Raw genomic sequence first — 20,558 nt, forward strand, 5'->3', positions numbered from 1 at the left:
AATTAAATAAATAATTTCCCTATCTGATGCACCGCAAACGCCACTATCCAGGCAAGTACGGTGGTATAGCAAGCCGCAAAAGCTGCCCACTTCCAGCTTCCCGACTCGTTCTTGATAGCCGCTATGGTGGCGATGCAGGGGAAGTATATCAGTACGAAGAGCATATAGCCGTATGCCACTAAGGGCGTGATGGGGATGCGTTCGGAGAGATTGACATTCTCGATGTCTTCTTCGTTGGTATAGAGTACGCCCAGCGTACTGACCACCAGCTCTTTGGCTCCTACGCCCGACAAGATGCCGATGCCCATCTTCCAGTCGAATCCTAACGGTTCGATAACGGGCTCGATGGCTTTGCCTATCTGGCCGATGTAGGAGTTCTCCTGCTGTTCGGCGGTAGTTTCATACCGGTCGTGGTTGGGATAATATCCGAGGAACCAGATGATGATGGACGCTATCATGATGATCCCTCCCATCTTCTTGAGGTATTGCGCGCCTTTTTCCCAGGTGTGGCGTGCCACCGATTTTGCCGTAGGCATACGGTAGGGTGGAAGTTCCATGACGAAAGGAGCATCTTCGCCTTTTACGATGAACTTGCTGAAGATGCGTGCCATGAGCACGGCGAGCAGGATGCCGGCTACGTAGAGCGAGAGCAATACCAGGCTGGCGTGGCTGGGGAAGAAGGCTCCTATCAATACCAGATAGATGGGCAGGCGGGCGCTGCACGACATCAGCGGGTTGATGAGCATGGTGACCAGGCGTGCCTTGCGGCTTTCGATGATGCGCGAAGCCATGATAGCCGGTACATTGCATCCGAAGCCCATGATGAGGGGGATGAACGACTTGCCGTGCAATCCCATTTTGTGCATGATTTTATCCATGATGAATGCCGCGCGTGCCATGTAACCCGTATCTTCCATGAACGAGATGAAGATGTAGAGCAGCAGGATGTTGGGCAAGAATACGATGACGCCTCCCACACCTCCGATGATGCCATCGATGACCAAATCCTTGAGCGGGCCTGCGGGCATGTAATGTTCGGCCAGTGAACCGATTTGTGCTACCAGCCATTCAATCCACTCCTGCGGGTAGGCACCAAGGATGAAGGTGCACTCGAACATGATGTAAAGGAAAAGGAAGAAGATGGGGAAGCCCCATATCTTGTGGGTCACGATGCTGTCTACCACACGGGTGAATGCTTCGGTGTTCTGGTTCTTCTCCACGAAAGTTTCTTTCAGTGCGCCCGAGATAAAGCCGTATTTGGCATCGGTGATGGCTTGTTCGCTGTCTTCGTTCATCGCCCGGCGGATGCGTTCGGCTTCTCTGTCGCGTATCTGGATGACTTCTGTGCCGTTGGGAAGGGTAGAGATGACGTGCTGCTCGATATCCTTGTCGTTTTCCAGCAGCTTGATGGCCAGGAAGCGGGTGGAGTATTTGTAACGGATGTTCTCGTTCTTGCAGATTTCTTTCTTTACGGCATCGATACTGCGCTCCAGTTCCGGTCCGTGGTTGATGTGGATGTGGCGGATATAGCTTTTCGAGTCAAACTCTTGTACTTCTTCTTCCTTGCTTCCGAACTTGTGGTCGGGCGCGTACTGGTCGTGCCATTGGCGTAGTTCGCGCAGGGCTTCATTCTTTATCTCATCTTTTTGCCCCATGAAGTCGGCACCTTCGTATAGCCCGATGATGACGTGGAAAAGTGTATCGATGCCTTTTCCTGTGCGGCTTACGGTGGGCACCATAGGTACGCCTAACAGTTGCCCCAGTGTTTTATGGTCGAGGGTATTTCCGCTATGCTCCAGTGCGTCGTACATGTTGAGTGCCACCACCATGCGCACATTCATGTCGATGAGTTGGGTGGTGAGATAGAGGTTGCGCTCCAAGTTGCCTGCATCCACTACGTTGATAATGACGTCGGGTGTCTCATCGATGATGTGCTTACGCACGTAAAGTTCTTCGGGACTGTATGCCGAGAGCGAATAGGTGCCCGGCAGGTCGACCAGCCGGAAGTGATAGCCTTGGAAATCGAAATGCCCTTCTTTGGCATCTACCGTTACTCCGCTATAGTTGCCTACATGTTCGTGCGCTCCCGAAGCGATGTTGAAAAGTGAAGTCTTGCCGCAGTTGGGGTTCCCCACCAGTGCCACGTTGATGGTGCGCCGTTTGCCCTGTGCTATTTCCTTCAGCTTTTCTTCGGATACGGGAATGTCTTCTTCGATGGGGTTGAGCACCCGGTCTTCGTGCATGGAGGCACGTGCTTCTTCTTCGCTCATCACTTCAATCATCTCTGCCTCTTGCCGGCGGAGTGAAATCTCGTATCCCATGATTTTGTATTTGATAGGGTCTTTCAGCGGTGCGTTCAGCAGTACTTCCACCGTCTTTCCCTTGATGAAGCCCATCTCGATGATGCGCCGGCGGAATCCTCCGTGCCCCATTACCTTGATGATGACTCCTTTTTCTCCAGTTTTAAGTTCTGATAGTCTCATAGTTGCCGTTTATTTTGCGGCAAAGATATAGGATAGATTTTTGCTATGCAAGTTATTTAGATTGTTTTTAAATAGAATGTAAAGAAGTTGCATCGGTTTTCGCTTCAGAATGTATGTATATGGGGTGTTGGGAGCACTTATCTGCAAGAGGTTTTGCACATAGGTGCATGAGGCATTGCATATAGTCAGGTATTTTTCTTATCTTTGCTTTATGTTTAAAAGGAAAATATTGCGATTTGTCCGCGAGAAAGATTTGTTTGCCGGAGGTGATACGGTTGTGGTGGCACTGAGTGGGGGAGCCGACTCGGTAGCTTTGTTGCGTGTGCTGGTGGAATCGGGTGTACGATGTGTGGCAGCCCATTGTAATTTCCATTTGCGCGGGACGGAATCGGACCGGGATGAGGCTTTTGTGCGGACTTTGTGTGCAAGGCTGGAAGTGCCTTTGCATGTGGCTGATTTTGATACGAAGGCATATGCCGCTGCGCATCATGTCTCGGTAGAGATGGCAGCACGCGAGCTTCGCTATGCTTGGTTCGAACAAATCCGTATGCAAGAGCAAGCGCAGGCAATCGCTGTGGCTCATCATCGTGACGATAGTGTAGAGACTTTCTTGTTGAATCTGGTTCGGGGAACAGGCATACAGGGATTGAAAGGCATTGCGGCAAAGAACGGCAAGGTGGTGCGTCCGCTTCTGGAGGTGAGCCGTGAGGAGATTTTGTGCTATCTGAAGCAGTTGGGGCAGGACTATGTGACCGACAGTACTAATGCAAAGGATGTGTTTATGCGTAATAAAATACGGCTCGATGTGCTTCCGCTATTGAAAGAAATCAATCCGTCGGTAAGCGAGACCATCGCCGGGACCGCGCGTAGGCTTGCTGATGTAGAGGCGGTCTATCGTTCGTCAATGGAAGAGTCTTGCAAGCGGGTAAAGGATGATGAAGGGCGCATTCATATCAGTTCTGTGCTGCGGGAAGTGTCTCCGCAGACGGTTTTGTTTGAATTGTTGCATCCGCTGGGATTCAATTCGGCGCAACTGAATGATATTTACCGTAGCTTGGATGGAGAATCGGGCAGGTTGTTTTATTCGGCGGATTATGTGGTTCTGCGCGACCGTGATTGCCTGCTGGTCAGAAAACGGGAAGAAACGGAAGAAGTGGTATGGACTTTGCAGCAGGAAACGGTTGAGGTGAATGCAGGCTTCCAAGTGCCGAAAGATGTGCATGTGGCTTGTCTGGATGCTTCGAAGGTAAAGGCTCCGCTGGTATTGCGTAAATGGCAGGCGGGCGATAAGTTCGTTCCCTTTGGTATGCGTGGATTCAAGAAGGTGCGCGACTATTTGCGCGACCGCAAGTACTCTTTGTTCGATAAAGAAAACCAATATGTGGTGTGTGCCGGTGATGATATCGTATGGCTGGTAAACGAACGTACCGATAATCGTTTCCGGGTAACGGGACAGACCCGTCGGGTATTGATGTTGCGGGTAAAAAAAGATACTCCAGCCATTCTCTAATGGTTGGAGCAGTCTTTATAGGGCGTTTTTAAAGGTCGTTTCCCTGTCGCTCCAGGGTAAGAAAAATGTTATGGGCATTTATAATCAAATTCCCCAAGCCATATAATTGAAGTATCTGATTGGGTTGCGTTATTAATCCAGATAGCTTCCTTTTATAGTTTCCATATCAAAACCGTACGTTCTTGATATGGAAACCGTATGTTTTCGATATGGAAACCGTACGGTTTCCATATGGAGAACGTAAAAGGAAGACAGCCTGAAACAGATATTGAACCTTTCAATCATACATTGATTCATATCCGCAAAACAAATTTATCAGAAAAATTAAGAAGCTGTTTTGGATTTATCAATTGATTATCAGCTGGACTGGAAGATAATGAAGGATGTAAGTTTGTCTTTAGGCTATTCTGTAATGTTCGGGACTTCAACAATGGATATTGTAAAAGGAGGTAACCATAACAGCTGGCAAGACTGGGGATGGATATCACTGAATATAAACCCACAAATCTTTTGTAAGTGACGATTCCTGTATGAGTTTTGGTGGTAATTATTCTGAATTCAAGTTTCGATAATAAAATGTATATTAAACAGAACGCTCAATTGAGTAAATTACATATAATTTACTGTAAGTAGAAAATAGAAGACCTGGCAAATAGTCATGAAATAAAAGTAAATGAGCTATTTGTCAGGTCTTCTATTATAATTGAAATTAATCTTGATATTATATGGGCCTTTTAATTTTAGCCAAGTTTAATTCTATGTTACCATTAGGTATTCTTTTTATTAATCCTTCCTTTTCCATTTTATTGAATTCAGTTGATAATGCAGGTCTTGTAACATTCAAATATTCAGCCAGCTGCGTTAAAGTATGAGGCATCTTAATGATATTAGAGTCTTTAGCCTGCTTTTTAAACAGATATACTAGGATACGTTCTCTAATTGTTTTTCTGGATAAAACATCCAAACGTACAGTTGTACATATATTACATTTTCCGGATACACAAAGAAAACTTCTTAAAATATCAGGACATTCACTGATGAGACGGAATGTGGAATCCTTTGTAGCTGTCAGAAGTATAGATTCTTCAATCGTTTTAAATGTTGCGGGGAATCTGTTGTCTTCTTTAAACAAATGAGGAGTTGCAAATGCACGTGGGGCCACAATATTTTCGATTAGAACCTCATTGCCATTTGCATCAATAATATTGACCTCTAATTCTCCTTTTAATAAGATATATAGCCTGGAACAGGCTTCTCCTTGTTCTGCAATTATTTCATTATTTTGAATCTTGAATAAATTAAAATCAAGTTCCTGAATGAGTCTCTTTTTTAATATAGTATTTAAATCACGGAATAGTGGTATTGAGAATAATATATCTTTATAATAGTCATTAAATTCAATTGTCTCCATAATCTTATTCTTTTTGAAAATGTACAAAGTTAGTATTTTCTGCCGACATTATGAAACTTTATCCGGACTAATATCCAATCTGATTATCAGATTACTGAGGATTATGTGAACATAGTGTTTTATTCATAGATGAAGTTTCATGTATGTATATTATATGCTTTTCAAAAGTTTAGAAACTGTTTTGAATTGATTCAAGAATAATGTTACAGTCTCCTTAAAATTTGAAATCAGCAGGCCAATTGGAAAAATGTTATATCTTTAAAGGTACCAAACTATAAAGTTATGACACACTATCCAACCGACCTGACTGAAAAACAGTGGCAAGTTATAAAAAATATTTTAGAACCGCAAGCGAGGAACCGAAAACATTCTCTTAAAGAGATAATGAATGCAATCCTTTATATCAACAAGACCGGCTGCCTGTGGCGTATGCTTCCCTCTGACTTCGCCCCTTGGCAAACCGTCTATTACTATTTCCGTAAATGGAAGCTTGAAGGCGTGTTTGAAGAGGTGATGGATACCTTGCACGCTTTCATCCGTAAACAGGCAGGGCGTCAGGAAAGCCCCAGCCTTGGCATCATGGATTCCAGAAGTGTGAAGACTTCCCATCATGTTGATTCTGACCGCGGTATAGACGGGAACAAGAAAACCAAGGGGCGGAAAGAGCACATAATTGTCGATACGCTTGGTCTTCCGTTAGCCGTCGCAATCCATGAAGCCAACCTGCATGACAGCAAAGGCGCTCCGCAAGTCATAGAGAAACTTGCTTATAAATTCCCGCGCTTGGTGAAAATCCTGGCAGACGGTGGTTATAAGGGAAAGTTGGCTGATTGGGTCAAGAAGAAATTCGGATGGGTATTGGATGTCGTGCTCAGGCCGGACGAATGTCCAACCAAGTTTCAAGTTCTGCCTAAGCGCTGGATTGTGGAACGCTCTTTCTCATGGCTGGAAAACTTCAGAAGGCTAACCATCGATTATGAATTCCTCGCTGAAACTGCGGAAGCCATGGTACAAATCGCATTCATCCAAATCATGCTTAACAAATTTATCGAATGAAATCAAAACAGCTTCTTAGATTTGAAATATTCGCTGAATAAAACATACAGTTAAGAATGAAAATGTATTGGATTGATTATTTCATCAGGTATTTTCTCTAATAAATATCAATGGTGTCATTTTTATTACATCGTATTTTTTTCATCTAAGGTAATTTTGTCGTATAGTTATAGAATATTTTATACCTAGGTAATAGAACAGAGGTTGTTCTTACCTGTAATATTAGGCAAATATTTAAGCATATTTAGAACTTTATGAGAAAAGTAAGTAGGGAAATGGACAGCAACTGGGCATTGGAAATAATGCGCAAAGCTCCATATATAACGGTTAGTTTTACAAGACCGGACGGTACTGCATATGGAGTACCATTATCTTTGGCCAGTAATGGTGATGATATTTGGTATTTTCATTGTGCTCCAGAAGGTGATAAACTTGATGCTATAGCAGTAAATCCAGAAGTATGTCTTTCTGCTGTTACAAAATGCCAACCTACGGTTGGTCCTAAAGATGGAACTTTCACTCTTCAGTACCGTTCGGCTATTGCATTTGGAAAAGCTGAGGTTGTTACTGATAATGAAGAAAAGATTTTGGCATTGAGATTAATTAGCCAACGCTTTCTGCCAAAACACATGGACGCTTTTGAGGAAGCAGTTAAAAGAAGCCTTCATCGTACAGCTGTAGTCAAAGTAACCTTGTCGGCTCCTCCAACAGGCAAGCGTAAACAATACGATAAGAATGGCGATGAAATGAAGTATGGAAGGATGGAGTAGTAAAATATTAGATTATGAATTTGTTTGATGTTTATTCTATATTCCCTATAAATATTGTTAGGGGTTCTGGTTGTTATGTTTACGATGACAACGGTAATTCATATTTGGATTTTTATGGTGGACATGCTGTAATATCAATAGGGCATTCTCATCCGTACCTTGTAAAATGTATGTATGAGCAGATGCAGAATCTGATGTTTTACTCTAACTCAGTAGTTAATAAACTTCAGGAGAAGCTTGCATATGAATTGGGGGAAATCTCCGGGTATTCTGATTATAGTGCATTTTTTGTAAATTCTGGAGCTGAGGCAAATGAGAATGCCCTTAAACTAGCCTCGTTCCATACCGGAAAGAAAAAGGTGATAGCATTCAGAAACTCTTTTCATGGTCGTACATCAGCAGCAGTAGAGGTAACAGACAATCCTTTGATCACAGCTCCTCTTAATTGCAATGATAATGTATATTTTTCAGGAATGGATATAGCTGAGGTGGAAAGTGTATTGCGTAGTGGAGATGTTTGTGCTGTAATAATAGAAGGTATTTCTGGGGTTGGTGGAATAAGAGTTCCAGAGGATGATTTTCTTAAAGAATTGCGTAAGCTGACTATACAATATGGCGCAATTCTAATTATGGATGAAATACAGTCTGGCTACGGGCGTACAGGAAAGTTCTTTGCTCATCAATGGAGTGGCATTAAACCGGATATCATTACTGTAGCCAAAGGTATAGCCAACGGCTTTCCATTTTCAGGTGTTCTGATAAGTGACGTTTTCAAACCTCGTAAGGGAATGCTTGGAACTACATTTGGCGGTAATCATCTTGGGTGTGCTGCTGCATTGTCGGTGATACAGGTCATGAAAACTGAAAACCTGATAGAAAATGCAAATAATGTGGGAGATTATTTCATACACAAACTGCGTTCTATTGAATCGCCATTAATCACTGATGTTAGAGGACGTGGGCTAATGATAGGAGTTGAGTTTGCCATATCTGTGTCAAAGATCCGAGAGATGCTTCTGTTCAATCACCATATCTTTACCGGATATTCTGGTAGGAATATTCTGAGAATATTGCCTCCATTATGTATTACAAAGTCGGAAGTTGATTATTTCATTGATAAGTTAGTATGTTGTTTGGATAAATTAGGATGTAAGAATGATTAAGGAAGGAAAGGTCCCTTACAGGGTTTTTGTTATAGCAGGTAGTGAACCTCTTGGCTCTGCAGGGATACAGGCAGATGTCAAGGCAATATCTGCATGTGGAGGATACGCTGCAGGGGCTATCACATGTGTTGTTGATGAAGATACAGAGCATGTAAAGGATGTTTGTTTAATACCTGTTGATATGGTAGTGTCTCAAATACAGTCTTTTATGGAGGATGTCGAGGCCGACTGTATTAAGACTGGAATGCTGTATTCGAAAGATTTGGTATTGAAAGTCTCTGAGACGATAAAAAACTATGCTGGTATACCGTTGGTGGTAGATCCTGTTATGGTTAGTTCCTCGGGTGATCAACTTCTTGAAGATGAAGCTATTTTTTGTTATAAAAAGAAACTGATGCCACTAGCCACTATCATTACACCTAATATGCGAGAGGCAGAGATTCTACTCGGGCGAAAATTGAATATACATGGGATTCTAGACGACTTGAAGGAACTTTCTATTTGGGGTAATTCTGTGATAATAAAATCTGTGCCATATAAAGATAAACTTGCAGATTATTTTTATTGTCCACAAAATGGTGATTTTAGGGAATATATTAAACCTATAATTAAAACAAAGAATGTGAATGGAACGGGTGATATGTTCGCATCATCTATTGCTACTTATTTAGCAAGAGGATGGAATATTATTGATGCAATAGATAAATCTGAAGATTTTATTCATAAGGCCATAAGTTATGGAGCAAAATTTTCTTTCGGGACAGGTTTTGGGCCGGTTTTTCCATTCTACAAGAATTATACTAAATTACAGAAAGAAAATCTCAGATATAGAATGAATATCTCTCAAGACAGAAATAATAGGTGATATATTGTTTGATGTTATTAATTATCTAGAGTGTGAAATCTTGATATATAAAATGATTATTGCATAATATTTTAAAATAGATATTGATTTTATGGAACTTAGATGTAAGAAAGTAAAGGATATTGTCTTAGAAAACTCTGCAAGTGCGTCTGTTTTCTTCAGATATGGGATAGACTATTGCAATGGAAATATGAGTTTGGAAGATTTATCTGGAGAAAATAGCGCTAATATAGATGAAGTCCTCCACGATTTGGAAAATATATCACATCAGGGAACACCATTTTATTTATGGCCTTTAGATTTGCTTTTAGATTATATTATAAAGTATCATCACAGGAATACAAAGGAAAAAGGGGCTTATCTTCTTTCTATGATTGAGAATGTGAAGGACAATTATGGAATGGAATATCCTGAATTAAATGAATTGTTTAATCAGGTTAAGTTGTCAATGCACGAATTGGAATCGCATTTTCAGAAAGAAGAGAGTGTGTTATTCCCATATTTGTATGAATTGTTCGATGCTTCACATAATGAAGAATATATAGAGACTATGCATTGTGGAACAATTTCAAATCCTATCAGAGTAATGACAATGGAGCATGAAAATGAAAGGATGCGCTATATGCATTTGAGAAAGATTACAAACGGTTTTAGAGTACCGGATGAAAATCTTTGTATAAATTATGAACAGATGATGGTTGAACTGGAAACGTTTGTAGAGGATTTATTTGAGCATATATTCATTGAAAATAATATTCTATTTCCTCAATTTGAGAAATTGGAGAGAGAATGGGTAAGATGATTAATTATGACGTAAATCCTATTTTTACAGAATGAAATTATGAATACAACACATTTGCAGCTAATTTCCTCTATGATAGAATACTATCGGGGTGATGCTAAACGAATACAACATTTTATCAAAGTATATAATTTTGCTTCATTGCTTGGAAGACAAGAACAATTGGACGAAGAAACTCTTTTTATTCTTGAAACAGCAGCAATTGTTCATGATATTGGCATACGTATATGTGAACAGAAGTATGGAGTTTGTGATGGAAAACACCAGGAACTTGAAGGTCCGGCAGAAGCGGAGAAACTCTTGATAAAAACAGGTAATTATACATGTGAACAGATAGAACGGGTTTGTTGGTTAGTCGGTCATCATCACACATATACAAATATCAGTGGAATAGATTATCAGTTGCTTGTTGAAGCAGACTTTCTTGTTAATATATTCGAGGATGGATTCTCTGCTGAAATGATTGAGAATGTAAGAAATAAGATATTTAGAACACAATCAGGAATACAATGTTTAGAAGATATGTATTTGAAAGCTAACTGATTTTATGATATAGCTTGAGAATACTGTTTTTATATTGTAGTAAGATCTAAATGAAGGAATCCCCTGTCTGGGGGATTTTTTTATTTAGTAGTCATTTTTAAGTATATAAATTCTGGTATGTTGAAAATAGCAAGTAATAGAGATATGACATCTGGATCTCCATTGACTGTTTTGATTAATTTTACAGTCCCTCTTTTGTTGGGCAATCTTCTCCAGCAGACATACTCTATAGTTGATGCAGTAATAGTTGGTAAATTTTTAGGTATAAACTCTCTTGCGGCTGTTGGTGCAGGTACTTCTGTGATAACCCTTATATTGGGATTTTGTACAGGCTGTTGTTGTGGTTTTGGAATCCCTATGGCTCAGAAATTTGGTGCACATGATTATTTGACATTGCGTAGATATATTTTTATTAGTCTGAAGATTTCAGCAGTAATGTCTATAATGATTGCCATAATAACAAGCCTGTTGTGCTCGGATATATTGGGTTGGATGAAAACTCCTGAAAAGATAATGAATAAAGCTTATATATATTTGCTCATTACATTTTTGGGTATTCCATTTACTTTCTTCTATAATCTTTTTTCAAGTATTCTACGTGCTATTGGAGATAGTAGAACACCTTTTTTGTTTTTGGCTTTATCAACTCTGATAAATATATTATTGGATTTATTGACTATTCTCTTATTGGATTGGGGTGTAACTGGTGCAGCTATTGCAACGGTGCTTTCACAAGGAATATCAGCCTTACTTTGTTATATATACATTTACAGAAAGTATGATATACTTAAGGGTTCCAAACACGATAAAAAATTTGATTTAAGAATTGCAAGGCAGTTATTGTATATAGGTATTCCTATGGGACTGCAGGTTTCAATAATAGCTATAGGGATGATTATGCTGCAAAGTGCCAATAATTTTCTTGGAACTGTTTATATTGCTGCATATACTTCCGCAATGAGAATTAAAATATTTTTTGTCTGTTTGCTTGAAAGTCTTGGTATAGCTATGGCTACTTATAGTGGACAGAACTATGGTGCTGGAAAACCTGAAAGAATATGGTTAGGAATAAAATCAGCTTTAAAAATAGTAATAGTATGTGTTTTAATATTGAATATAATTGTTTGGAGTTTCTCAAAAGAATTGGTTCTGTTGTTTATTGATTCCTCAGAGATTGATGTTATTGAGAATGCAGCTTTGTTCATAAGGATTTCTGCAATATTCTTTATTGTATTGGGAGTTTCATTTATATTCAGATATACTATCCAAGGGGTAGGTTATACTCGACTGGCTTTGTTTTCCGGAATATCAGAAATGCTGGCAAGGACATTTGTTAGTGTTTTTGCAGTCCCCATATTCAAATTCTGGGCTATTTGTTTTGGAGACCCCATTGCTTGGACGTTTGCTGTATTATTTCTTTTACCTGCATTTAAGTTTGTTAATAGAAAATCGTTGTTAATAAATAACTGAATTTTATATCCATTATACGGAACAAGTATTGTCTATTATAAAAAGCATAAACAATACTTAATTCCGTATATCCCTATTTATATGATAAACTTTAAAATTATTTATATACTTTCTTTATATAAGAAGTTGCACTCCTAATAAAGCATTTTAATTTACTTATTTTCCAACCGCTTATAAGAATTATAATAATTGTGATACCTAATATGCATGGTATTAGTAATGTCATGATTCCTAAAAAGGTAACAATTCTGCCAGTATGTATTTCTAAAGACAGATTCCATAGTGACATTGGCCTTGTTTTGTATTTGTCTGGCATTTTGATAAAACCATTTTTAGATTCGATTGTGCTAGCTCCATTATTATAATCAAATAGTATTGTTTGCTCATTGTTGTAGAAAACAAGACCTGATACTTGATTATTAGAGAAAGGCAAACCATAACTTTGAGCTTCTATATTGTTGTTTAAAGCATCATAATATGTTTCAAAAGTTTTATTCCATATATACAGGCCACTAAAGGAGCCTATAATCCATTCATCTTCATTGATTTGCTCCATTACGTTTAATCCCATGACACTTATGGGTGGAGTATTTAGTCTTGATATTCTTTCTGAGGTCCATAAGTCTTTAAATTCATACATTCCATCTGAAGTATATATTAACCAACTATTGTTATACTTGTCATATCTAATAGCCCTAAGCAGATCCTTCCATTTGTTTTCTGATTCCATGTTTGTTCCTGGTATAGGGGCTATTGATGAGTTTGCAACAAATAGCAGAAATGGAGGTCTTAAGAATGTTCCTGAAATTGTAATTATCATAAATGGAATAAGTAACTTGATTTGTACCTCTGCACGTTTTCCGTTTATTGTGATACGCATACAGATTGGTGCTTCTCCATTTTTTAGCAGCTTTGATTTCTTCAGGAAAAACAATACCGTAAAATAGTTTCTTTGCATTGCCATACTCTTCTTTTTTTGATGGTGTAAAAATACATGTTTTGAAAAGAGTTTGTTTTATGCAAAACACAGAAAATCAGTGAAATATAATCCAATCAGGTGGACTTGTTTTTATGTGGAAATTAAGTCCACCTATTTCACCTCCAGTAAGATGCGGTATTCTGCTTCAATTTGCGGTATGGATAAAAAGAAAAACCGCTGATAATGATTGATTATCAGCGGTTTTCATTGTTTTGCTTTTTGTTTGAGTGATCCGCTTGGGGCTCGAACCCAAGACCCCAACATTAAAAGTGTTGTGCTCTACCTGCTGAGCTAGCGAATCAAACCTGTTTTGCCATCATTTCTGATTGCGGGTGCAAAGATAGACACTTTTCTTGAACTGGCAAAACTTTTGAAGTTTTTTTTCTGATTATTTCATTTTTCGGTTCTTTCCCCGACCTCCTTACTCTGTTTCCCTACCAGATTTCCCTCGTAACGCTTTTTGGTAACATCTCCGGCATAAAGGCTCGTATTCTTCTTTTTCGCCAAGCAACACACGCTTGTCATCCGCTACCGTGCGGTGAGAAATATATGCCAAATCACCACATTTCACACAAATAGCATGCACTTTCGTCACTTCATCGGCTATGGCACACAATCCGGGTATCGGACCGAAAGGAACACCTTTGTAATCCATATCTAAACCGGCGATGATAACCCGTACCCCGCGGTTAGCCAGTTCGTTGCAGATACCTATCAAGCCTTCATCAAAGAATTGTGCTTCATCAATACCAACCACATCAATTTCGGAGCCAAGCAAAAGAATGCTCGCTGATGTTTCTACCGGAGTTGACTTAATGGAATTATTATCGTGTGACACCACTTCCGCCTCCGAATAGCGTGTGTCGATAGCTGGTTTGAATATTTCTACTTGTTGACGAGCAAACATTGCACGCTTCAGGCGGCGTATCAGTTCTTCAGTTTTACCCGAAAACATCGAACCGCATATCACCTCAATTCGTCCACGACGAAAAGTCTCTTGTGTATGGTCTTCTGAAAATACTACCATGATATGATCTTCTGTTTGAATAATTGCGGTTGCAAAAGTACGTTTTCTAAAGTAAAAAAGAATACAGTCCAGACTAAAAAACGATGTTTTAGGCTAGAATAATACAACTTCTGTTAAATAATGGAGCAAATTAACACATACAATCAAAAACTTTCTACCTTTGCTATATTATAAATGACAAATATGGGTAAACTGTATGTAGTACCTACTCCAGTAGGCAATTTAGAAGACATGACATTGCGTGCCATACGGGTGCTGAAAGAGGTCGACTTGATTTTAGCGGAAGACACCCGCACATCGGGTATTCTGCTGAAGCACTTCGAAATCAAGAACGCCCTGCAATCTTACCATAAGTTCAATGAACATCAGGTACTGGAGAGCATCATCACGCGGCTCAAGGCTGGAGAAAACATCGCCTTGATATCGGATGCAGGCACGCCAGGCATTTCCGACCCGGGATTTCTGGTTGTCCGCGAATGCGTAAGGAACGGCATCGAAGTGCAATGCCTGCCGGGGGCAACAGCCTTTGTTCCGGCATTGGTAGCCTCAGGACTGCCGGATGAACGCTTCTGTTTCGAAGGTTTCTTGCCTCAGAAAAAAGGACGGATGACACGTTTGAACTCACTGGCAGAAGAGACACGGACGATGATATTTTATGAATCTCCATACAGGCTGGTAAAAACCTTAACCCAATTCGCCGAACTTTTCGGTGAAGAACGGCAGGTTTCTGTTTGTCGGGAAATTTCAAAAATACATGAGGAAAGCGTACGAGGGACGCTTGCAGAAGTAATAGCGCATTTCACCGTTGCCGAACCTAAAGGAGAAATAGTAATCATACTTGCAGGGAAAGAAAAATAAAAGTATAAATTCTAAACAGATAAGAAACTATGAAGAAAGTTGTTTTATTTTCGCTATGCGCAGCAGCCTTATTGGCTTCCTGTACAAATTCGGGGCAGAAAAAAGACGCATTACAAGTTCAAAACGACTCATTGATGCTGGAATTGTCTAATCGGGATGCAGAACTCGATGAGATTATGGGAGCTTTCAACGAGATACAAGAAGGCTTCCGCGAAATTAATGAAGCCGAAAACCGTGTTGACTTGAAAGGTGATGCAATGGAAAGCAAATCGAGTGCAGAGAAAATCAAGGAAGATATCCGTTTCATCAGCCAGAAATTGCAAGCCAATCGTGCACGAATTGCAGAACTGGAGAAACAGCTGCAAAATAGCAACTACCAGTCTGCACAACTGAAAAAAGCAATCCAGAACCTGACCGCTGAACTGGAATCGAAACAAAAGCAAATAGAAACCTTGCAGGCAGAACTGGCTTCGAAAAACATCCGCATTGCTGAACTGGATGAAGCTGTAGCCGACTTGAACAAAAACGTAGACGAACTGACGGCAGAAAATGAAGCCAAAACAGAAACTGTAGTGGCACAAGACAAGGCACTGAATACTGCCTGGTATGTATTCGGAACAAAATCGGAACTGAAAGACCAGAAAATCCTGAAACGTGGAGATGTATTAAAAGATAACGAATTTAACAAGGATTATTTTACTGAAATTGATATCCGTCAGGACAAAGAAATCAAACTTTACTCCAAACGCGCTGAACTGCTGACTACACATCCTGAAGGTTCATACGAACTGGTAAAAGATGACAAAGGACAGTTGACTCTGAAAATCACAAACCCCAGCCAGTTCTGGAGTGTATCACGCTATCTGGTTATCCAAGTACGTTAACACGGCTCATATTAAACAATGAATTGTGCCCGATAAATGTTGGGCACAATTCATTTTACATGTTCTCTCACACCAACACTTCGGAGTTGTTTTGAATTTCTCCAAACAAAATTATCCAATCTAATATAGCCAAATACCTAAGTTTATCTTTATTTATCCAAACAATTATTCATTTTATAAGGTAAGTTCTCATTTTTTTTAGCTAACTTGCAATCCGAAATCAGCATAAACAAAAACAAATGAGAAAAATCTGTTTGCTTTTCATACTTTGGGCATGTGTATGCTTGACCGGAAATGCCGGAACGCAGGCAAGTGAGACAAAAAAGGATACAACCGAAATTTACATTGAGAAACAACTGGACAACCGTTGTTTCACGGTAGATGTATCGATGGCTTATCCCATGCGGGGAAGGAGTATTCCGTTGACAAGTTCTTACAGCCTGAAGATGAAAAACGACTCGGTAGACGTATATCTTCCCTATTTCGGAAGAGCTTACTCGGTGCCTTACGGAGGTGGAAAAGGCTTACATTTCCAATCGGAAATTACGGGCTTTTGCCTTGAAAAGAAAAAGAAAGGATACGAAGTCCGCTTTTCTTCGAAAACCGAAGAAGATGTTTTCGATTTTTATCTCGACATTTCTACAGGAGGTTCTGTAACGGTTTCTGTCACGATGCACAACAGGCAACCAATCCGTTACAGTGGAGAAATAGTGGCCGAAGAAATGCAATAATAAATAAAGATATCCGTTTTTATGGAAAATAACCAATACTATATTGACCGGCTGGAAAAGAAAAGCGTAAAACCTACTTCCATACGTCTTTTAGTATTCAAGGCAATGGTAGAAGCTGAACATCCGGTTTCGTTGCTTGACTTAGAGACAATACTCGAAACGGTTGATAAATCAACTATATTTCGTACCTTAAACACTTTTCTTGCCCACCATCTGATACATGACATCGAAGACGGCAGCGGGTCGCTGAAATACGAAATCTGTTCGGGAGAAAATGCATGCAGCATTGACGACATGCATACGCATTTTTATTGCGAAGTGTGTCACCGTACATTCTGTTTTAAAGGAATACACATTCCTGTGGTAAATCTGCCCGAAGGTTTCGACATGCACAGTATCAACTATATGGCGAAGGGAATCTGCCGCGATTGTACTCGTCAACGCAGGCAAGCGAATAAACAACCAATCTAAATATCCATTTAATTAAAGTAAAAACATTATGAACGAAATTTTCAGTATTGCCGGAAAAGTAGCCGTCGTAACCGGCGGCTCCGGTGTGTTAGGGAGTAATATTGCAGAAGGTTTTTTACGTGCCGGTGCTAAAGTAATCATTATCGGTGCCCACAAAGACCGCGTAGATGCAGCTGTAGAACGCCTGAAACAGACAGGAGGTGAAATAAGAGGTACAGTATGTAACGTACTCGACATTGAAAGTCTGAATGCAGTAAAAGACGAAGTACTGGCCCAGTGGGGACGAGTAGACATTTTGGTCAATGCCGCAGGAGGAAATATTCCAGGTGGTACACTGACAGTAGACCAAAACATCTTCGACATGAAAGTTGAAGATTTGGACAAAGTGGTTGACCTGAACCTGAACGGAACGGTTTACCCTTGTCTGGTGTTCGGTGAAATCATGGCAAAGCAACAGAGTGGTGCTATCGTTAACGTTTCTTCGATGGCTGCCTACGAATCCATCACCCGTGTACCTGGTTATTCAATGGCGAAAAGTGCTGTAGAAAACTTTACACGCTGGATGGCACAGGAAATGGCAATCAAGTTCAGCGAGAAAATCCGTGTCAATGCCATCGCCCCCGGTTTCTTCATCGGCAACCAGAACCGTGCCATCCTGATAAACCCCGACGGTTCGTTAACCGACCGTAGCAAGAAGGTCATTGCCAAAACCCCGATGCGGCGGTTTGGTGATATTTCTGAACTGAACGGTGCTGTACAGTTCTTATGTAGTGATGCTGCCAGCTTCATCACGGGTGCTGTATTGGCTGTAGACGGCGGCTTCAGCGCATTCAGCGGCGTCTGATTAACTACAGGTGTACTCACCATTACAAATTTATAAATCCTATGTGTTTCGACATATAAAAAATGAAAGTCTGCAAACCCCAATCAGCACATGATAAGTTCAAAACAGTTTCTTCTATGCGAACATTCAAAAAAAGAGGATAATCTTCTTCAACGAAGAGGATTATCCTTTTTCTGAATCAGTACTGCCAAGAAATTTAGCACATCATTTCAGCTCCAAAGGCACGCCACGGTAAAAGTCTAGTATTTTGAAGCGGAAGATATAGTTGTATTTCGCCTGCAGCTGATCGGACACCGCACGCATCCATGCCGTGCGCGACTCATTAAACTCGGTAGCATTCGCCTTGCCATTCATGTAACGTTCTTTCATTAAGTCGAATGATGCCTTAGCAGCTTCGGCTGCAGTACGGCTACTGGTGTATTGTGTCTGCGCACTCAACGTATTATAATACGCCTGTTGTATTTCCTTGTACAAAGTTTTTTTGCTATCTTCCAGTTGCCATCCCAACGTAGTTTGTTGGATGCGTGCACTCCGTACACGATTGCGCGTTGCCAGACGGTTGAAGATAGGGATGCTCAATGTCAGCCCCACATACTGGCTAAAATTATCTCGCAGCTGTGAACCGAAGCCTGCATTGTCCATGCCTGACATTTTATAATAATTAGTACTCAACCCTGCTCCTAAACTCAGCTGAGGATAGTAAGCACTTTGTGCGATGCGGATGCTCTTTTGTGCTCCTTCCAAACGATATTGCGCCGCCTTGATGACAGGCTTTATCAGCAAGGCATCGGCATAGATTTCAGCAGGTGGAAGCGGGGTGCCCAAATTCTCCACGGCATCAGTTTGGGGCGAAACGATAGCAAATCCGTCAGGAGAAGGTAACTCAAGCAGTTGACTGAGGTCAAGCAATGCCAACTGATAGTCGTTGTCTGCCTGCACTGCCGACAACTCATCTTGAGCCACGCGTGACTTAGCCTCATATAGTTCCGACTCCGAGGCCTTGCCATTTCGGAAATAAGCTTCGCGCTGTACCAGCATTTCACGGCTGAGGTCGACCTGTTCGTGCGCCACACGTGCCAATTCGTCATTAAACAAGACCTGCAAATAACTGGATGCCACTTGTATACTGACATTTTCTTTAGCAGCATTCAGGTCTTCAAGAGCCGCCTGCAGGTTAAGTTTCGAGAGGGCAATGTTGTTAGGAATCTGCAATCCGGTAAAAAGCGGTACACTGGTAGAAAGGCTGAAGCCTGTATTTTGGGTATTGATGCTATTGTAAGTATTGTCTGCCTGCAAACTTCGGCCGAAGCTAAAAGAGTGCGATGCACTTCCGTTCAGATCGGGCAGACGGCTGTTTTTCGCTGTGCTCAGTTCTATCTTGCTCTGCTCGGCAGAAGCTTCCTGCTGCTTGATGGTTAGGTTATGTTCGATGGCATAATCAATGCATTTCTTCAATGTCCATGCCTGCTGAGCATGCACAGGCATACACATGGCTCCTATCCCTATAAATAAATAACTGAATTTCATCATCGCGAATATTTATTGGTCTTCTATTTTCAGTCCGCGAACCTTGTCACCGGACTTTAATCCTTGTTTCACTTCCGTATCGATGCCATTACTGATACCTGTTACGATTTGCTGGCGTTTGAACTTCTGGTCAGGCACACTGTCTGTCAATACATAAACAAAAGTAGAATCACCGCTAAATTCGACGGCACTTTCGGGAACAGTTAACGCGCCGTCAACATGTTGCAATTCCATCTCTGCATTGGCGCTGTACCCCGAACGGATAGTCACACTATCGGGCACATCGATAGCAGCTTTGATTTCAAACTGATTGGCGCCATTATTTTCTGTACTTTTAGGAGATATATATTCCAATACGGCATCAAACTTCATATTCTGTAAGGCTCCTAAGGTGATTTTCACTGGAATCCCTTCGCGGATACGTCCCACTTCAGTCTCATCTACATTTCCACGGAATATCAAGTCACTCATATCTGCCACAGTAGCAATCGTCGTTCCGTCATTGAAGGTATTACTCATTATCACCGAATTTCCCACCTTGATAGGTACATCCAATATCAATCCGGTAATCGTAGAACGTATCAACGTACTACTGAATGAAGCACTGTTTTTCGTAATGCCTTCTTTCACGATTTCCAGATTGTCTTTTGCTGCCTGAAGTTCTTCACGTGCCTGTTTGGCAGCAAGCAACGTCTTTTCGTATTCTTCATTACTTACCAGCTTACCTTGGTAAAGTTTTTCCATACGTTCCAAATCGATTTCTGCCTGTTTGCCGTTCATCTCTGCCAGCCGGACCCGGCTCTCTGCCGCATTAAGTGTGCCCAGTTCAGGAATCACTTTTACTTTGGCAATAACCTCACCTTCTTTCACGGTCTGTCCTGCCTCTTTATACACTTCAGCTATGATACCCGATATTTGTGGCTTGATTTCCACCTCGTCACGTGGCTCTATCTTTCCCGTGGCAACAGTAGTCTGTACCAAGTCTTTGGTTTCTGCCTTCAACACTTGATAACTCACTTTTTCCGGCTGCGATTTCTGATAAAGAAATACAAATGTCCCAATAAACACAATGGCTATCAGAACCAGTACAGCAATTTTCATAAACTTCTTCATATAGGTTATGGTTTTTATTTGTTTCTTTTTTTTGTTCACTACAGATTACAC

The 20,558-nt window shown here is 40.8% G+C and carries 19 protein-coding genes and 1 tRNA gene; 13 read left to right on the plus strand and 7 right to left on the minus strand.

Features of this window, described 5'->3' with window-relative positions; translation table 11 throughout:
• Nucleotides 1-2 precede the first annotated feature (2 nt).
• Nucleotides 3-2,483 carry a ferrous iron transport protein B gene (gene feoB / locus B5F25_RS08450; RefSeq protein ID WP_087248931.1) on the minus strand — a complete coding sequence of 827 codons (2,481 nt, stop codon included), beginning with the start codon at nt 2,481-2,483 and terminating at the stop codon, nt 3-5.
• 211 nt (nt 2,484-2,694) lie between these two features.
• Here feoB and tilS point away from each other — a divergent pair, with 211 nt between their 5' ends.
• Nucleotides 2,695-3,993: a tRNA lysidine(34) synthetase TilS gene (gene tilS / locus B5F25_RS08455; RefSeq protein ID WP_087248933.1), complete on the plus strand. Its 1,299-nt coding sequence runs from the start codon at nt 2,695-2,697 to the stop codon at nt 3,991-3,993.
• A gap of 721 nt (nt 3,994-4,714) precedes the next feature.
• On the opposite strand, the gene B5F25_RS08465 is transcribed toward tilS, so the two are convergent.
• A complete protein-coding gene (locus B5F25_RS08465; RefSeq protein ID WP_072532061.1) occupies nt 4,715-5,404 on the minus strand; it encodes a Crp/Fnr family transcriptional regulator in 690 nt (229 codons plus the stop codon).
• 282 nt (nt 5,405-5,686) lie between these two features.
• Between B5F25_RS08465 and B5F25_RS08470 the strand changes: the two genes are divergently transcribed.
• From B5F25_RS08470 to B5F25_RS08500, 7 genes are all read left to right on the plus strand, one after another.
• A complete protein-coding gene (locus tag B5F25_RS08470; RefSeq protein ID WP_087248937.1) occupies nt 5,687-6,460 on the plus strand; it encodes an IS5 family transposase in 774 nt (257 codons plus the stop codon).
• 254 nt (nt 6,461-6,714) lie between these two features.
• On the plus strand, nt 6,715-7,230 hold the full coding sequence (locus tag B5F25_RS08475) for a pyridoxamine 5'-phosphate oxidase family protein (protein ID WP_072530488.1): 516 nt from the start codon (nt 6,715-6,717) through the stop codon (nt 7,228-7,230).
• Nucleotides 7,231-7,244: 14 nt separating this feature from the next.
• Entirely contained in the window at nt 7,245-8,393 is a 1,149-nt protein-coding gene (locus B5F25_RS08480; RefSeq protein ID WP_072542228.1) for an aspartate aminotransferase family protein, read from the plus strand.
• A complete protein-coding gene (gene thiD, locus B5F25_RS08485) occupies nt 8,386-9,258 on the plus strand; it encodes a bifunctional hydroxymethylpyrimidine kinase/phosphomethylpyrimidine kinase (protein WP_072530490.1) in 873 nt (290 codons plus the stop codon). The genes B5F25_RS08480 and thiD overlap by 8 nt, the downstream gene beginning before the upstream one ends.
• 91 nt (nt 9,259-9,349) lie before the next feature.
• Entirely contained in the window at nt 9,350-10,060 is a 711-nt protein-coding gene (locus tag B5F25_RS08490) for a DUF542 domain-containing protein (protein WP_087248939.1), read from the plus strand.
• Between the two features lie 39 nt (nt 10,061-10,099).
• The gene (locus B5F25_RS08495) at nt 10,100-10,603 is read left to right on the plus strand and encodes an HD domain-containing protein (RefSeq protein ID WP_072530493.1); all 504 of its coding nucleotides are present in this window, start codon (nt 10,100-10,102) and stop codon (nt 10,601-10,603) included.
• Between the two features lie 126 nt (nt 10,604-10,729).
• A complete protein-coding gene (locus B5F25_RS08500; RefSeq protein WP_087248957.1) occupies nt 10,730-12,073 on the plus strand; it encodes an MATE family efflux transporter in 1,344 nt (447 codons plus the stop codon).
• A 97-nt stretch (nt 12,074-12,170) separates the two neighbouring features.
• On the opposite strand, the gene B5F25_RS22445 is transcribed toward B5F25_RS08500, so the two are convergent.
• From B5F25_RS22445 to B5F25_RS08515, 3 genes are all read right to left on the minus strand, one after another.
• Nucleotides 12,171-13,037 (minus strand): Arm DNA-binding domain-containing protein, encoded by an 867-nt coding sequence (locus tag B5F25_RS22445; RefSeq protein ID WP_239414034.1) that lies wholly within the window; start codon nt 13,035-13,037, stop codon nt 12,171-12,173.
• Between the two features lie 243 nt (nt 13,038-13,280).
• Nucleotides 13,281-13,353 (minus strand) — tRNA-Lys (locus B5F25_RS08510).
• Between the two features lie 120 nt (nt 13,354-13,473).
• Nucleotides 13,474-14,079, minus strand: coding sequence for a thymidine kinase (locus B5F25_RS08515; protein WP_022039840.1), 606 nt, complete (start codon nt 14,077-14,079; stop codon nt 13,474-13,476).
• Nucleotides 14,080-14,262: 183 nt separating this feature from the next.
• Between B5F25_RS08515 and rsmI the strand changes: the two genes are divergently transcribed.
• The 5 genes from rsmI to B5F25_RS08540 all read left to right on the plus strand — a co-directional run bounded on the left by rsmI (nt 14,263) and on the right by B5F25_RS08540 (nt 17,867).
• Nucleotides 14,263-14,937 (plus strand): 16S rRNA (cytidine(1402)-2'-O)-methyltransferase, encoded by a 675-nt coding sequence (gene rsmI / locus B5F25_RS08520; protein ID WP_022039841.1) that lies wholly within the window; start codon nt 14,263-14,265, stop codon nt 14,935-14,937.
• A 29-nt stretch (nt 14,938-14,966) separates the two neighbouring features.
• The gene (locus tag B5F25_RS08525; protein WP_022039842.1) at nt 14,967-15,821 is read left to right on the plus strand and encodes a hypothetical protein; all 855 of its coding nucleotides are present in this window, start codon (nt 14,967-14,969) and stop codon (nt 15,819-15,821) included.
• 239 nt (nt 15,822-16,060) lie between these two features.
• Complete coding sequence (locus B5F25_RS08530) at nt 16,061-16,552, plus strand: DUF4251 domain-containing protein (RefSeq protein ID WP_087208766.1); 492 nt, start codon at nt 16,061-16,063, stop codon at nt 16,550-16,552.
• 21 nt (nt 16,553-16,573) lie between these two features.
• A complete protein-coding gene (locus B5F25_RS08535; protein ID WP_022039056.1) occupies nt 16,574-17,023 on the plus strand; it encodes a transcriptional repressor in 450 nt (149 codons plus the stop codon).
• 28 nt (nt 17,024-17,051) lie between these two features.
• Nucleotides 17,052-17,867, plus strand: a complete 816-nt coding sequence (locus tag B5F25_RS08540; protein ID WP_022039057.1) for an SDR family oxidoreductase — start codon at nt 17,052-17,054, stop codon at nt 17,865-17,867.
• 204 nt (nt 17,868-18,071) lie between these two features.
• Here B5F25_RS08540 and B5F25_RS08545 read toward each other — a convergent pair whose 3' ends face one another.
• Complete coding sequence (locus B5F25_RS08545) at nt 18,072-19,394, minus strand: TolC family protein (RefSeq protein ID WP_022039058.1); 1,323 nt, start codon at nt 19,392-19,394, stop codon at nt 18,072-18,074.
• 12 nt (nt 19,395-19,406) lie between these two features.
• Nucleotides 19,407-20,507 (minus strand): efflux RND transporter periplasmic adaptor subunit, encoded by a 1,101-nt coding sequence (locus tag B5F25_RS08550; protein ID WP_022039059.1) that lies wholly within the window; start codon nt 20,505-20,507, stop codon nt 19,407-19,409.
• Between the last annotated feature and the right edge of the window lie 51 nt (nt 20,508-20,558).

This window comes from Bacteroides sp. An19 (genome assembly GCF_002160215.1).
GTDB lineage: Bacteria > Bacteroidota > Bacteroidia > Bacteroidales > Bacteroidaceae > Phocaeicola > Phocaeicola intestinalis.

Excerpts from the sequence above, each read along its gene's own strand:
- feoB (WP_087248931.1), bottom strand. The coding sequence starts at position 2,483 with ATGAGACTATCAGAACTTAAAACTGGAGAAAAAGGAGTCATCATCAAG.
- tilS (WP_087248933.1), top strand. The coding sequence starts at position 2,695 with ATGTTTAAAAGGAAAATATTGCGATTTGTCCGCGAGAAAGATTTGTTT.
- B5F25_RS08465 (WP_072532061.1), bottom strand. The coding sequence starts at position 5,404 with ATGGAGACAATTGAATTTAATGACTATTATAAAGATATATTATTCTCA.
- B5F25_RS08470 (WP_087248937.1), top strand. The coding sequence starts at position 5,687 with ATGACACACTATCCAACCGACCTGACTGAAAAACAGTGGCAAGTTATA.
- B5F25_RS08475 (WP_072530488.1), top strand. The coding sequence starts at position 6,715 with ATGAGAAAAGTAAGTAGGGAAATGGACAGCAACTGGGCATTGGAAATA.
- B5F25_RS08480 (WP_072542228.1), top strand. The coding sequence starts at position 7,245 with ATGAATTTGTTTGATGTTTATTCTATATTCCCTATAAATATTGTTAGG.
- thiD (WP_072530490.1), top strand. The coding sequence starts at position 8,386 with ATGATTAAGGAAGGAAAGGTCCCTTACAGGGTTTTTGTTATAGCAGGT.
- B5F25_RS08490 (WP_087248939.1), top strand. The coding sequence starts at position 9,350 with ATGGAACTTAGATGTAAGAAAGTAAAGGATATTGTCTTAGAAAACTCT.
- B5F25_RS08495 (WP_072530493.1), top strand. The coding sequence starts at position 10,100 with ATGAATACAACACATTTGCAGCTAATTTCCTCTATGATAGAATACTAT.
- B5F25_RS22445 (WP_239414034.1), bottom strand. The coding sequence starts at position 13,037 with ATGGCAATGCAAAGAAACTATTTTACGGTATTGTTTTTCCTGAAGAAA.
- B5F25_RS08515 (WP_022039840.1), bottom strand. The coding sequence starts at position 14,079 with ATGGTAGTATTTTCAGAAGACCATACACAAGAGACTTTTCGTCGTGGA.
- rsmI (WP_022039841.1), top strand. The coding sequence starts at position 14,263 with ATGGGTAAACTGTATGTAGTACCTACTCCAGTAGGCAATTTAGAAGAC.
- B5F25_RS08525 (WP_022039842.1), top strand. The coding sequence starts at position 14,967 with ATGAAGAAAGTTGTTTTATTTTCGCTATGCGCAGCAGCCTTATTGGCT.
- B5F25_RS08530 (WP_087208766.1), top strand. The coding sequence starts at position 16,061 with ATGAGAAAAATCTGTTTGCTTTTCATACTTTGGGCATGTGTATGCTTG.
- B5F25_RS08535 (WP_022039056.1), top strand. The coding sequence starts at position 16,574 with ATGGAAAATAACCAATACTATATTGACCGGCTGGAAAAGAAAAGCGTA.
- B5F25_RS08540 (WP_022039057.1), top strand. The coding sequence starts at position 17,052 with ATGAACGAAATTTTCAGTATTGCCGGAAAAGTAGCCGTCGTAACCGGC.
- B5F25_RS08545 (WP_022039058.1), bottom strand. The coding sequence starts at position 19,394 with ATGAAATTCAGTTATTTATTTATAGGGATAGGAGCCATGTGTATGCCT.
- B5F25_RS08550 (WP_022039059.1), bottom strand. The coding sequence starts at position 20,507 with ATGAAGAAGTTTATGAAAATTGCTGTACTGGTTCTGATAGCCATTGTG.